The sequence below is a fragment of the Haliscomenobacter sp. genome (assembly GCF_041740695.1).
GTDB lineage: Bacteria > Bacteroidota > Bacteroidia > Chitinophagales > Saprospiraceae > Haliscomenobacter.
In genome coordinates this window covers 1-14,760 of the sequence record NZ_JBGSLK010000007.1, presented here as the reverse complement: position 1 = coordinate 14,760, position 14,760 = coordinate 1, and the positions used below count along the sequence as shown (strand labels likewise).

7 protein-coding genes are annotated in these 14,760 nt (G+C 48.8%); all 7 read left to right on the top strand.

Annotation, left to right across the window (positions count from 1 at the left end):
- Positions 1–95: 95 nt before the first annotated feature.
- The 7 genes from ACEW9O_RS01235 (at position 96) to ACEW9O_RS01205 (ending at position 14,748) form a co-directional block, all read left to right on the top strand.
- A complete protein-coding gene (locus ACEW9O_RS01235) occupies positions 96–2,150 on the top strand; it encodes a gliding motility-associated C-terminal domain-containing protein (protein WP_373548295.1) in 2,055 nt (684 codons plus the stop codon).
- Positions 2,151–2,230: 80 nt separating this feature from the next.
- Entirely contained in the window at positions 2,231–4,687 is a 2,457-nt protein-coding gene (locus tag ACEW9O_RS01230; protein WP_373548294.1) for a PAS domain S-box protein, read from the top strand.
- 188 nt (positions 4,688–4,875) lie between these two features.
- Positions 4,876–12,672, top strand: a complete 7,797-nt coding sequence (locus ACEW9O_RS01225; RefSeq protein ID WP_373548293.1) for a gliding motility-associated C-terminal domain-containing protein — start codon at positions 4,876–4,878, stop codon at positions 12,670–12,672.
- A 158-nt stretch (positions 12,673–12,830) separates the two neighbouring features.
- Positions 12,831–13,217 carry a hypothetical protein gene (locus ACEW9O_RS01220; protein WP_373548292.1) on the top strand — a complete coding sequence of 129 codons (387 nt, stop codon included), beginning with the start codon at positions 12,831–12,833 and terminating at the stop codon, positions 13,215–13,217.
- 36 nt (positions 13,218–13,253) lie between these two features.
- On the top strand, positions 13,254–13,745 hold the full coding sequence (locus ACEW9O_RS01215; protein WP_373548291.1) for a hypothetical protein: 492 nt from the start codon (positions 13,254–13,256) through the stop codon (positions 13,743–13,745).
- Between the two features lie 133 nt (positions 13,746–13,878).
- Positions 13,879–14,400 (top strand): hypothetical protein, encoded by a 522-nt coding sequence (locus ACEW9O_RS01210; RefSeq protein WP_373548290.1) that lies wholly within the window; start codon positions 13,879–13,881, stop codon positions 14,398–14,400.
- A gap of 84 nt (positions 14,401–14,484) precedes the next feature.
- On the top strand, positions 14,485–14,748 hold the full coding sequence (locus ACEW9O_RS01205; RefSeq protein ID WP_373548289.1) for a hypothetical protein: 264 nt from the start codon (positions 14,485–14,487) through the stop codon (positions 14,746–14,748).
- Positions 14,749–14,760: the final 12 nt, after the last annotated feature.

The window sequence follows — 14,760 nt, the reverse complement described above, 5'->3', positions numbered from 1 at the left end:
ATTTAAAGTGTCTTATCTAATTCTTTGGCTCGAAAAAAATGAACACTTATTTTTGCCCACTGCTTAGGTCAGCTTGAGTATCACAACAAAACACAATGAACGCCAAATTTCAGATCGCCATCACCTTGGTGCTTTTTAGCCTAAGTATTCAGTCTAGTTTTGCCCAACAAGGCCTATGTAAAGGCTCCCTGGGTGGGAATATTTTCACACGGGGAGATTTTGGCAGTGGCAGTGCCAATGTGTTGGGAACCGACCCTGGCATTGCGCCGGGCTACCGCTACAGCGCCTCCACTCCGCCCAACGATGGCTTGTACGTGATCACCAATGGCAATGCCAGTTGGGGCTCCTTTTCTGCTACATCCTGGGTAAAAACCAAAGACCGCAGTGCCGATCCCAATGGTTACTTCATGGTCGTCAATGCGAGTTTCCAACCCGGCTTGTTTTATCAGGATACAGTAACCGTATGTGGCAATACGACCTATCAATTTTCGGCAGACATCATCAACCTGATGCTGCCCAGTTTCACCACTTACATCAAGCCCAACCTGTCTTTTTTAGTAGATGGCAAAGAACAGTACAGCAGTGGAGAAGTGGTACAGGACGCTCAATGGCATACCTATGGCTTTACCTTTACCACACCTCCCGATGCCCAGCAGATTGTTCTTTCGCTGCGCAACAACGCGCCCGGCGGACTGGGCAACGACATTGGCCTGGACAACATCACTTTTTTACCCTGTGGCCCGGTCATCAAAATGCCCGATACCAGCTACATCTGTGTCAGTGATTTGTTTAAACTCACCCCCACCATTGAAATCAACGACCCTAAGACCCTCGCTTACCAATGGCAGCGTAGTACCGATGAGGGCAAAACCTGGGCCCCAATTGCCGGTGCCAATAATTTGAGCATCGACATTGAAAAACCGCGCGAGGGGCAAACTTTTCGCCTCGCGGCGGCGGCTAGCGCGACGCAGTTGAGTAATCCTTCTTGCAATTATTTTTCCTACTCCACGGTCTTGGAACAAAAAAAAGCCCCTAAACCCAAAGAAATTGTCATTTGTCCGGGTGGCTCAGTCACCTTGGCTGGCCAGGTTTACCGCGATTCGGGTTACTTCGAAGTAGTGCTCAAAACGCCCCAGGGCTGTGACAGCATTGTGGTGCACCACATCATCATCGAAGATTTGAGTCGTTATCGCATCAAGGGAGACAGCATCATTTGCCCCGAAAACTTTTCGATCCTCGACGCAGGCAATTTTGCAAAATACCAATGGTCAACTGGAGCTACTACGGATACCATTAGTATTGAAACACCCGGCACTTTTAGTGTTTCGGTCACCTCGGTGCACGGTTGTCCAGCCAGTCACAGCCTCGTCGTGCGGGCGCGAGAATTGATGGGTACCATGACGGGTACAGATCCTCACTGTGCCCAAGGAAAGGACGGGAGCATCAGGATCACCAACGTAAGTGGGGTGAACCGCCCACTGGTCTATACCCTCAATGGCAAAGATTTTCAGCCCGGAAATACCTTTCCTGGTTTGCCTCAAGGCACCTATCAGGCTACTGTGCAAGCCAGCCCGGCCTGCAAACTCAGCCGCAGTGTAACCCTGACTGATCCAGTCGCTTTTGAGCTGGAGGAGTTTGACAAAATCAGCCTCAAACAGTTCGACAGCATTCGATTGAGCCCCCGCGCCAACCAGACGATTGGCACCTATCGTTGGTCTCCAGCAGATGGTTTGAGTTGCAGCGACTGCGCTGAGCCTTTTGCGCAGCCCTTGAGGAGTGGCACTTACTCCCTGATCGCCAGTAGTGCGCTGGGGTGTGTGGACTCTACCGTGTTTGTTTTTGAAGTCATTCCCCGTCATAACACCTTTGCCCCCAATGCTTTTACGCCCAATGACGACGGCGAGAATGATTTTTTCACCCTCTTCTGCGATCGTGGCGTGGCGCGGATTGTCCACTTGAGCATTTTTGACCGCTGGGGCAACGAAGTATTTCGCACCCAAAACGCAAGCCCGAATGACTCCGAAACCCGCTGGGATGGTAGCACTCGGGGGAAAGCAGCTTTACAAGGGCTATATGTTTGGCGGGCTGATGTAGAATTTGTCGATGGTGAAACGGCCAGTCGCAGTGGCGCGGTTTTACTATTGAGGTGACAAAGGGTAAAAATTTTGAGCATTTAACCCATTTTTTAGAGTCAGTTCCTTAATTTTGAGCAAATTGAGGAAACGTAAGGATGGAGACAGGATTGGACACTGATAAAAGGCAATTGTTGGAAGAAAGAGCTGCTCGGGTACGGGCAGAAGCATTACTTTTAGAAAAAGAACAATTTACGGCCCATTTACTCCAACAAAATGAAGCGCTGCAATCGAAGCTCAGCTCGGTAGATGCCTTAAAAAAAGAACTGCACTACGTCAACGAGATTGTCAATAGTGTACAAGACATCATCTTCATTTCCGACAATCAGGGACTATTCCGCTTCATCAACCCTGCCGCAGAAAAATTATTGGGTTTCCCTTTAGCCGACATGCTGGGCATCCACTATGCAGAACTCATTCGCGACGATTATGCCGAGCCCACCCGCCTTCAATACCTGGAACAAATCCGCAATGGTTTGGCCACCAGTTACGTAGAGTTTCCGGTTAAAAATGCCTGGCAACGTGAGATTTGGCTGGGCCAGCGGGTCAGTTTCATTTACCGGGAGGGCAAATTTTTTGAGGCACATTCCATTTCTCGAGACATTACCGAGGAAGTACAGGCACGGAAGGAACTAACCCTCTTCGGCGAACGCATCCGCAAGAGTGAAGAAAAGTACCGGGGGATTATGGAAAACATGGAATTGGGCCTTTTAGAGGTCAGTTCCGAAGCGAAAATCGTGCGGGCTTACCCCCGTTTTTGTGAAATGGTGGGCTACAGCGAGGAGGAATTGATTGGACATGACCCCAAACTTTTGTTTGCTCCGCCCCAATTCATAAGCGAGGCCCATCAAGAAGAAGCCAAGTTTTTACGAGGAAAATCGGTGATTTGGGAAGCCCCTGTGCTCAAAAAAAACGGCAGCATCATCTGGACCCTGATCAACAATACCCCGATCTACGATGAGCTGGGCAATCTGTCGGGCACTTTAGGCATCCACCTGGACATTACCGAGCAAAAATTGTTGCAGGCCGATTTGGAACGCGCCCGCCAGGAAGCCGAACAAGCCCGTGACGCTGAAAAGGCATTTTTGGCCAACATGAGCCACGAAATCCGCAATCCGATCAACTCCATTGTGGGCATGACCAATTTATTGTACGATACACAGCTCAGCCTGGAGCAGGTAGAATACGTCAACACGCTTCAATACTCTGCTGATTTGTTACATGCGCTGGTCAGTGATGTGCTAGACATCTCCAAAATCGAGCAGGGCAAAATGGAGCCCCAGCTTGAGGATTTCGACTTCTTTGGTATGGCGAAGGCCATGTGCAAAACCTTTGAATTCAGACTCTCGCAACGCCCGGTTGAATTCCAGTGCGAGATTGCACCCGAGGTGCCGCAGTACCTGCGTACCGATCCTACTTTTCTCAATCAAATTTTGCTCAATCTGATCAACAATTCCTTCAAGTTTACCGAACAAGGTTATATTCGGTGTACCGCTGCTACGCACCTCATTGAGGGGCAAAACTGGATTGAGTTTACTGTAAATGATACCGGGATGGGGATTTCGCCAGAACAATTGCCTTTCATCTTTGAACGGTTTAACCAAGCTGGAAAGGTAAAAAGGACGCGGGACGGTGCGGGTTTGGGTTTGCCCATCACCAAACAACTTGTAGAACTGTTGGGTGGCAAGATAGACGTGCAGAGCACCCTGGACACGGGTAGTAGTTTTCGAGTTCTGTTGCCTTTTGAACCAGTCAAAAATCCAGTGTTAAACAAGGTAGAATCAGAACCGGCTGGGGAGCCTAAACAAACGAACGCCTTACACACGCTCATTGTCGAGGACAACCCCATGAATCGGCGTTATTTGGAAAACCTCTTGTCGAAGTGGGGACTAACCTACACTGCTGCTGCTGATGGCGTGTTGGCACTACAAGCTACCGAAAAGGAAGTGTTCGACTTGATCTTGATGGACATTCGCATGCCCAATCTAGATGGCTACGAGACCACCTTGCGCCTGCGCAATGCTTCCCAAAACGCCAATCAGCAGGTGCCCATTGTTGCACTCACGGCCTCGGCCTTGTTGGATGAAAAAGAAAAAGCACTCCAGGCAGGGATGAACCAACACTTGTCCAAACCCTTTACGCCTGAACAATTGCAGGAAGTTTTTCGGCAAATTTTTCCCGGCTTTTCACCCCAAACGCCAAGCACCACTACCCTTTCCTTGAACCGAACCGAACTTGCTGAGTTGTACGAAGGTGATACCGGGTACATGCATGAAATTTTTGAAATTTTTGTACAAACGATCCCCAACGAGCTGGCGCAGATGCGGCAATTATTGGAAGCCGAGGATTGGAAATCCTTTGCTGCCAAAGCGCACAAGATCAAACCTTCTTTTCAAATGGTCGGTCTGGGGCATTTAGGCACCCGTGCCGAACAAATGGAACGCGCCAAAAAAGAATTTGATCCGCAGGACTTGAGCGCTGATTTTGTTAATTTTGAGGCTGAAGTTTTGCAGGGTCTTAAACTGGTACTGGCGGAATTGACCTCCATGCCTTGAAACCTCAGAATGTCTACTTTTTGACGATAAGCATCCAGTTTACAATAAAATAATGCTGCTCAGCTAAAGCACCCCAATTTTTTTAGCAATTTTTGCAGGAGCTTACACAAGCTCTAAGTCCTTTTCAACCATATTCTACGTACGTTCTCCTATCAGCGCTTTTTTTGTTACCGCACAAAAATGTCACGATGAAGTTTTTGAATCGCTTAAGTGTTGGCCATACAACTACTGGAAAGACCAATGCTTTGCATGCTGATCACATGCGCCCAAAACTGATGGAAAAAATGATGTTCAATACTCAGATTTATCGATTGTTGGTGTTGCGGAGTGTCTTGATGCTGGTGTTGGCTTGGCCGGTGATGGGATGGGGACAGACGGTGATTTATAATAATGTGGCTGGATTCACGCGAGGAAACACTGATGCTCGTACTACTGACATTTTTGGCCCATTTAATGCAAATTGCTCGTCGGTCGACTTTACACTGTCTTTTAGATTTAGTTTGCCTTGGAGAACTTCCACTTCTGATCCTAATGGAATGGAATCAGTTAGTGCCTGCTCATTTGGGCTTGGTTGTGCGGGGGATCCGACATCTGATGCAAGTGCGGCGGCAGATGGTTGCACCCCATGTTGGGATTTCCTCTGGGTGCGATTTATGGTTAATGATGTAGAAGTATACAGTGATTTAATTGGAGCTGGGAACAACCAACAAATGGGTATAATTAGTGCAAGTGGAATTCCCGTTAACGCAGGAGATATTGTTTCATTAGAAATTTATACTCAAACCTGGGCTGGAGATGAGAATGTAAGAATAAGTAACATTCGCATCACCGGCACTCCTAGTCAGGCTATGTTGAATGATATCGGCCCCTTTTGCACCACCCGGGGAAATGTGGCACTTGCTACCAACCAGAATGGCGTAACTGGGGTCTGGTCAGGGCCAGGAGTAACGGGTACAAATTTTAACACTAATACGGCAGGTGCTGGCACTCATACGCTCACTTTTACACCAAATGCCAACCAATGCGCCACTCCCAACACGATAGAAGTACAAGTAGATCAGGCTGGTCCAGCGGTATTGGATGACCTTGGCCCTTTCTGTCAGAACTCAGGTAACATCAACTTGCCCACGAGCCAAAATGGGGTCAATGGCAATTGGTCAGGAACGAATGTGACGAGTAACCGATTGAGTACGACCATAGCTGGCACAAAAAACCTCACTTTTACCCCTTCAGCGGGCCAATGTGCGACTCTGGCAACTACTACTGCTGAAGTTACAGCTCCGCTAACCCCAAGTTTTGCCATTTTAGGGCCTTACTGCCAAGGTCAGGGGATCGTTCAATTGCCAACAACAGATGACAATGGCATCGTAGGTGGCTGGTCAGGCACAGGTGTGACGTTCAATGTGAATCTTAACACCGGAGTTGGAGGGACGGGACCTCGCACCTTGCGTTTTACCCCAGGTGCCGGGCAATGTGCACTGGCGACGAATATACCAGTAACTGTCAGTCCCCGTTCTACCATTACAGTAAGCGCTCCTGGCCCTTATTGTACTAGCACTTCTTCGGTGCTCCTCAACACAACTCAAAGCGGGCAAGCTGGAAACTGGTCAGGTACCGGAGTTGTCAACAATCGACTAACCATCAATACTGCTGGGAACAAAAACATAATTTTCACCCCCACTGACCCCTGCTTCGCACCAGCGAATGTCACCGTAGTCGTAGGCAATTCTGCCAACATCAATCCCATCGTCAGTTCAAATATTTGTGGGAATAGTTTTACGCTACCTGCCATCACGGCAAGTACTCCTCTGGATGGCTCTCAAGCCTATTTCACGGGGGCAAATGGTACCGGAACTCGCCTATTGCCGGGTGCAGTGATCACGGGCACTCAAACTCTATTTGCTTATTACAATTCTGGTGGTTGTAGCGATCAGGAAACCTTTACCGTTACCTTTCAAACATCCCCGAGTATCGATTCCATTCGAGATACAACCATCTGTGGCATTTACACTTTGCCCCTGATCACAGGCAATAACCTGACCGCCAATGCCGCTTACTACACCAAAACCCGCGGCGGCGGCACCCGCTTCCTCCCCGGCCAAAGCATCGATACCACGCAAATTTTATTCGCCTACGACAGTACCTCCACTGGTTGTTTTGCTCAGGATACCTTTAAAATCAACGTTGTCGCTCAACCCCGGCTGGACACCATCGTAAATGTGCAGGTTTGTTCCAGTTATACTTTGCCGATGCTAAGGGGTACTGGGCTCAGCGGCAACGAAGCCTATTACACCGCACCCAATGGCGGCGGCACCAAATACCTGCCAGGTCAAAGCATCCCCGGAGACCTGCGCCTCTATGCTTTCGACCGCATTACCACTTGTACCAGCGAGAGAATTTTTTTGCTGGATACCCTTAGTCCGCCCATTTTGAATCCCATCGGGGATACTACAGTATGTGGCACTTTGGTATTGCCTGCGATCACGGGCAGAAACCTGACGGGCAATGCCGCTTATTATACCCAAACGCTGGGGGCTGGCACCCGTTTTGACCCGGGGCAGAGCATCAGCAGCACACAAACCTTGTTTGTGTATGCGGGCACGGCGAGCTGTTTTGATCAGGATACGTTCAACGTCGCAATTGTTGCTACCCCGAGGCTGGATACCATTGTGGATGTACAAACTTGCAGCGCCTATACTTTGCCTGTACTTAGTGGTGCCAACCTCAGCGGCAACGAAGCCTATTACACCGCACCCAATGGCGGCGGCACCAAATACCTGCCAGGTCAAAGCATCCCCGGAGACCTGCGCCTGTACGCCTTTGATCGCATCACCACTTGTACCAGTGAAAGGACCTTTTTGCTGGATACGATTAGTCCGCCCATTTTAGACCCCATCCGGGATACCACCAGATGTGGCAGTTTGGTATTGCCTGCCATCACCGGGAAAAACCTTACAGGCAATGCGGCTTATTATACCCAAACCTTGGGTGGAGGCCTGCGATTCAGTCCGGGTCAAAACTTCAGCAACAGCCAAACCTTGTTTGTATATGCGGGCACTGCCAGCTGTTTTGACCAGGATACGTTCATCGTTACCATCGTAGACCGCCCGAGTCTGGATACCATTGTAGATGTACAAATTTGTGGCAGCTACACCCTGCCGAACATCAGCGGCACCAGCCTGAGTGGCAATGAAGCCTATTATACTGCACCAAATGGGGGCGGAACAAAATACACCCCTGGCCAAACCCTAAGTGGGGACTTGCGCCTCTACACTTTTGATCAAGTTCCAGGCTGTTCCAACGAGCGCAGCTTTTTGCTGGACACGATCAGCCCTCCCCAAATCGACAGCCTTCGCGATACTACTGCCTGTGGTAGCCTACAATTGCCCCTGATTACGGGCAAAAACCTGAGCCCCAATGTGGCGTATTACGGTGGCCCCAATGGCACGGGCACGCGTTTTTTACCCGGGCAAACCTTGAGCTTCAGTGGCAACTTTTTTATTTTTGATCAAAAAGCAGGGTGTAGCGCAGAGCAAGTTTACCGGGTCAGCATCACCCCCGGGCCACAAATTGGTCTGGACATCAAACAACCGATTTCCTGCAATGGCAGCAACGATGGTGCGCTGGATTTAAGAATAAACAACAGTTTACCTCCGGTTAATATTCGCTGGAGTCAAGCCAGTCTGAATGGCATAGAAGACCCCGCGAACCTAGGGCCAGGAACTTATACAGTCACCGTCACTGATGGCACGGCCTGTGAGGTTATCGCCTCAGTCACCCTGATTGAACCCACCAAAATTGCCTTGACCTGTGCTGTAAGTAAAGCCGTAACACAAGTGGGCGGCACCGATGGCGAAGCACGCATCAGCATCAGTGGCGGCACCACCCGCTACCAGCTCAGCCTGGATGGCCCGGTGATTCAACTCCGCGATAGCCTAAGTGCGGGCACGACTATCCTGACCGGATTGAGTACCGGAACCTATCAGGTGTTGGTAACGGACAGTTTGGGTTGCCAGGATTCCTGTCAGTTTACCATCACCCAACCCAATTGTACCCTCGCTGCGAACGGTACCTCTGTCAACCCAACTTGTAATGGTGTGGCCAATGGGCAAATTGACGTGAGCAGCACTGGTGGCGAAGCCCCACTGAGCATCGATTGGAACCAAAATACCCTGGATGGCCAGTTCAACCCACGCAATTTAGGGCCGGGCAGGTATTCCTTTACCGTAACTGACAATGTTGGTTGTCGGGCCAGTGATACCATCGTCCTTACCCAACCAGCTGCCTTGATGCTGAGTTGTGCGCCACAAAGCGCGGTTACCCGGGTGGGTGGTACGGATGGCATTGCCAGGATTACCAGCAATGGGGGCACCCTACCCTATCGCATCAGTTGGTCAGGAAAAAGTTCGGGCAGTTTTATCTTAAACCGCAGCGGTGATACCACCATCACCGGACTAAGCGCGGGCCAGTACCGCATCGAATTGAGGGATCAAAATGATTGTGTCGATTCTTGTTTGCTAACCATGAGTGAGCCCGCTTGTTCTTTGATTGCCACCATCGTTACCGTCAAAAGGATTTTGTGCAACGGGGATAATGATGGTGTGTTGACCGCAACCGTGCGCAATGGGCGGGCACCTTACAGCTATGTGTGGAGCAACGGCGCCGGAACCATTACCCGCGACACCTTGAAAAACTTGGGCCCAGGGACCTATACCCTGACCCTCACCGACAACCTGGGCTGCGCCGATACCGCCCAAATCGACCTGACTGAGCCCCCACCTATTGTTGTAGATTGTCAGGTTATTTCGGACGTTACCACCGTGGGAGGCCGCGACGGGCGTGCCAAATTGAAGTACCCGGGTGGAACAGGAACGATTGCCCTGGATTGGGGTGGCTCACAACCGGGTAGTGTTACGGCCAGTGGTGGCGATAGCATCTCGCTGGGCAGTTTGCCTCCGGGGACCTATTCGCCCAATTTTATCGATGTCAATGGCTGTCGAAATTCTTGCAGCTTTACCATTAGGGAACCCATATGTAGCCTGGAAGCCAGTTTGTTGACCAAGGCGCCAGCTTGCCAGGGAGCGACCAATGGGCAAGTGATCGCGGTAACAACTGGGGGAGCGGCACCCTATAACTTCCAATGGAGCAATGGTGGCTCCAACAATGACACCTTATCCAATCTCGCTGCTGGAGCCTACCAAGTTACCATCACCGACGCCATCAATTGTAGCCTGGTGCTGGATACCGTTTTGCAAGAGCCCGCAGCGCTGGCTTTTACTTGCCAAACCATCCGCAACGTCATCACCGTCAATGGCAGTGAAGGGATTGCCCGCTTGAATTTCAGCGGGGGCATCGCGCCTTATTTTATCCGCGTTCAAGGCCCCGTGAGCAGCACCCGTACCGAAGGCAACAGCGGAAGTGTGGATTTGACGGGGTTATCGACCGGGACTTACACCATCAACATCAGCGACATCAATGGCTGTCAACTGGATTGTTCCTTCAGCATCAGCGAACCTACCTGCAATTTGGTGCTGGAACTGCAAGGGGTTGCTCCATTGTGTAATGGCGCAACAAATGGCCAAATCACCGTCACAGTAAATGGGGGCAAAGCACCGTTTCAATACGATTGGAGTGACAATACCAACGATGGTCAGGCGACAGCTCGCAACCTGCGTGCAGGAATGTACTCAGTGGTAGTGAGTGATTCAATTGGATGTGTGGGGATTGATACCCTGGTACTTGCGGAACCCAGCGCCTTGAGTTTTGCTTGTGGAACGCCAGTGCCAACAACAACAATTGGTGGGCAAAATGGCCGCATCACCGTACGGTTTACGGGCGGAACCGGGCCCTACAAGTTGATCCTGAGCGGCGCAAAACGCGACAGTTTTCTCAATTTGAGTGTAGATAGTTTTACCGTCAACAACTTGAGCAAAGGCGATTACCGCCTGACTTTGTTGGATGCCAATGGCTGTACGGTGCAAGGTTGTGATTTTAGGATCAATGACCCCATTTGTAACCTCGCCTTGAGTTTAAACCCAACCAATAATTTGTGTGCGGGTGCCAGTCAGGGCAGTATTCAAAGCAGCATAACTGGTGGCCTTGGGCCATTCACTTACGATTGGAGCGACAATCGTTTTGATGGCAATCCCCAGGCGACGGGTTTGCCGAGTGGTGCGTTCCAATTGATTGTTACCGATGTCCAGCTCTGCCGAGATACGGCAAGTGTGACCCTTACCGATCCGCTCCCGCTCGAAACCAACTGCTCCGTCGTCAATCAGCCCAGTACCGTGGGTGGTAGTGATGGGCGCGCTCGGGTAGTCATTCGGGGTGGCACTGGCCAGCGCAACATCCAGTTGAGTGGCCCTAGTCCTGGGCAAATGCAACAAAGCAGTGTAGATACCTTTACCTTTAGCAATTTAGCTGCGGGTAGGTATACCGTGAGCATCAGCGATGCGAATGGCTGTACGGATACTTGTGGGTTCATCTTGCAAAACATTGAATGTAAATTGGTCGGTACAGCCCAGGGCATCAATCCCGATTGTAACGGCACAACGACGGGGAGTATTCAAGTGGCGGTTACGGGCAATAATGGCCTAGTGGCTTACACTTGGAGTAACCCCGCACTGAGTGGCGCGAACCCAACTGCACTAGCCGCCGGAACTTACACGGTGATTTTGACCGATGCTGCTGCTTGTAAAGACACACTGAGCGTCACCCTGAGCAATCCAGCACCACTCACGCTGGCCGCCGCTCCAGCCAGCCAACCTACTCCAGCCCGACCAACGGGTGGAAGTATTGCTTTGACTTATGCTGGTGGAACGCCTGGATACCGCATCAACTGGAGCCCCAACGGCAGCGATCAAAGCATTGGCAATACCGGAGCATTTACCATCCCCAACTTACGGGCGGGCGCATATACGATTACCCTAACGGATAGCAATGGTTGTAACGCGCTAGCCCAAGCGACCTTGAGCGAAGCACCTTGTAACCTCAGCATAAACATTGCCGCTGCCCGTGCCGATTGTGGCAGTAGCCACCTCAATACCACGGTTACGGGCGGTACCGGGCCATTCCAGTACGCCTGGAACGTCAGCCGCTTCAATGGTCAGGCCAATCCGCGCAACGCGGCACCTAGTACGTATATCGTTACAATAACCGACGCCATTGGCTGTTCCGCCCAGGACAGCCTGGTATTGGCCGTAGATCCATCGGCTTTAAGTGTCAGTTTGGGGGTGATCAATCCACTGTGTCCGGGTGATTTAGGCGTCTTTACGCTGCGCAACGTCACAGGCGGGCAAGGCCCCTTTACCCTGACGCTGAACAATACCATCCAGCGTTTCAACAATCCACCGCTTACCGTCCGAAACTTAAATCCGGGGACTTTTGCGTTGAACATCAGCAATGCTTCGGGTTGTGGTTTTGATACCACGATCACCATTCAATCTCCGCGTAACTTGAGTCTGGAGCTAGGCCCGGATACTACACTGCGTAGGGGCGCAACGGTGACCTTTAAACCGCAGCTCAATTTTAATCCAAGCCAAATTTCCTGGTCGCCACCGACCGGGCTGATTTCAGCAGAAAGCCTGAATGCCCAGGCGGAACCAGCCTTTACGACCACCTATACCCTGCTGCTGAGTGACAGTTCAGGTTGTGAGGTGAGTGACAAAATTCAGGTCTTGGTAGCTGGGCAATTGGAGGCGTATTTCCCCAATGCCTTCAGCCCCAATGGGGATGACGTCAACGATTATTTCAGTGGCTATGGGGGCGACGACATCGAAGCCCTGGAATATTTGCGGGTTTTTGACCGCTGGGGGAACTTGGTGTTTGAGGGGACCAATATTCCGGTGAATGACCCTAATCAAGGTTGGGATGGGACTTCGCGGGGGCAAGCTTCGCCGATTGGATTGTATGTGTTCTCGAGCGTGGTGCGGATGAAAAATGGGAGTACGTATCCGAAGGCTGGGGAAGTGAATTTGGTAAGGTGATGAGGCTGTCGCTACTGCGGTGTCTCAAGTTTTTTAGGTGGTAAAGTGTTTTTTCACCACCTAAGAAACTTAAGGCACTTGAGAAACACCTCAGTAGATAGCACATTTAAGGATAAGGTCTGAAGCGCTTTAGAAAGACATCTGTAAAATTTATCACAATGCTTTACATTGTAATTGCAAAGGAGAAATTCAAGTCTGTTAACCGAATTCAAAATAGAATCTCCAAATCTGAGTGGATAGACATAATAGATAAGGGTACGCATTTCACTTGGTATGAAGATACTGGTTCAGGTAAAGAATATTACTCTAATTTTCCTGATTCAAGTCCGAAAGTTCAAGCATTAACTGAATATGATGAAAAAGGCAAATATTTTAATGTGGTAGCCTACTTTTCTGAAGAATATGGCATTATCTCTTTTGATATGCCAAGAATGACAAAAGTTAGATTATTGATTCTTTATAATTTGGCAACTCAATTGAATGCCTTACTGCTCAAAAATGGCTCAAAAGAAATTGACCTTGAGTTCATTAGTGCGCTGAAATAATAAAAGCAATACACCTTAAACTTCAATCAATTGCAAATGAAACTACTTTTGTATTTTTTTACTGCATCATATTTTCTCAAATTATTTCAGCTCTTCATAGTTGGAAGTATTATGATATATATTCAAACATACATTGCTCCTGTAAATGATTATAATTTTAAGTTTTTGTTTTACACTTTGTTGACATTTTTTTCTATTTATATTGCCCTGATATGCCCCATTTGGGCTTTATTTTTCAATGTAATTTTATATATGGTTACATTGAAAAATATTGATGCAAAAGGAAAAATCATAACAATCAGTTTATTGATGATATGTATTGAAGCCCTTTTTATGGGACATTATAAGTTGGCGTCTCGTTTTCCATCTTCATTGTTGAAAAATGCAGATACGTATGAATTCAATCGTTACTTTTTAGTGGTTTGTTTGTTAATTATTGATTTGTTTTCCGGGTTAATATATGGGTTGATTTGTCATAAAATATACAACAAAATTTATGGAGGTCGCATCTTTCTTGAAGAAAAATAACTTGACTCAAAAACTAGAAGGTGATGAATAGTCAAAATGAAAACACCATGAAGTTTATTCTCCTCCAACCTATAAACATTGCATAACGGAAAATTTCAATGGAGTTTCTTCCATTGTTTCTCGCTTTTGGCTTATGGATAACCCGCAAACAGTACTTTACGATTGGGCCCTGCAATCCGATCGCACCATACTCATGCCCATCCTTTTTGAAGACACGCTCCACCTCTATCGCTTTACAAACACAGCCTGGCATAGCCCCAATTACCAGGGCATCGAAGCAAACCGAGCCAATGACAACTGGACAAAAGAAAAAAGTATCCCTGTGGAGAAACAGTTTGATGACCAGTTTCGCTATTTTTCGATCCAGGATGAGTCCTATTTTGTGGCCAATGCCGATACAAGCCTCTATAAATTGGATGGCCAGCAAATGCGTAAAATAGGTACGATCAAAAAGGAAAGCAATCAGGATTTGAACTACTTGCTGGACAAGGATACCCATAAACTCTATTTCATCCACGCGTTTGCATTGGACATCGAAGAGGAGGAAAGGGAGCGGTTCGCTGTTTTAAGGCCGGAAAATTTCCTTTATATTGCCGTGCAAAAGTTAATTGCCGCGAAGGAGGATCCAAAGTTGCATAAGAGTGGTGAACGATAATTGGAATTGTTGTTTGAGTTTTACTACCAACCCCATTGCTTATTGACAGCAAAATTTATCCACTAAAAAAACAAGCAGAGCGAAATGACTCCTAAATACTTCCCTGATCTGGCAAAATGGGCGAACTACTTCGTGGACGATGAGGGAGTCTCCCTTGAAGGACTACAAGAAGATGAGATAAAAATAGTTGAAATTTGCCATCAATATCCATTACCTCAAGCCATACTACTGGACATTTTTGAAAAATGCGAGGAAAAGCGCGAAATTAGAGTTTACCAAGACGCTAAGAACGTATGCTTCCCTCGCACCTACGCAAATTTAAAACATTGTACACTAGGTTTGGCCTAGGAGCAGTAAAAA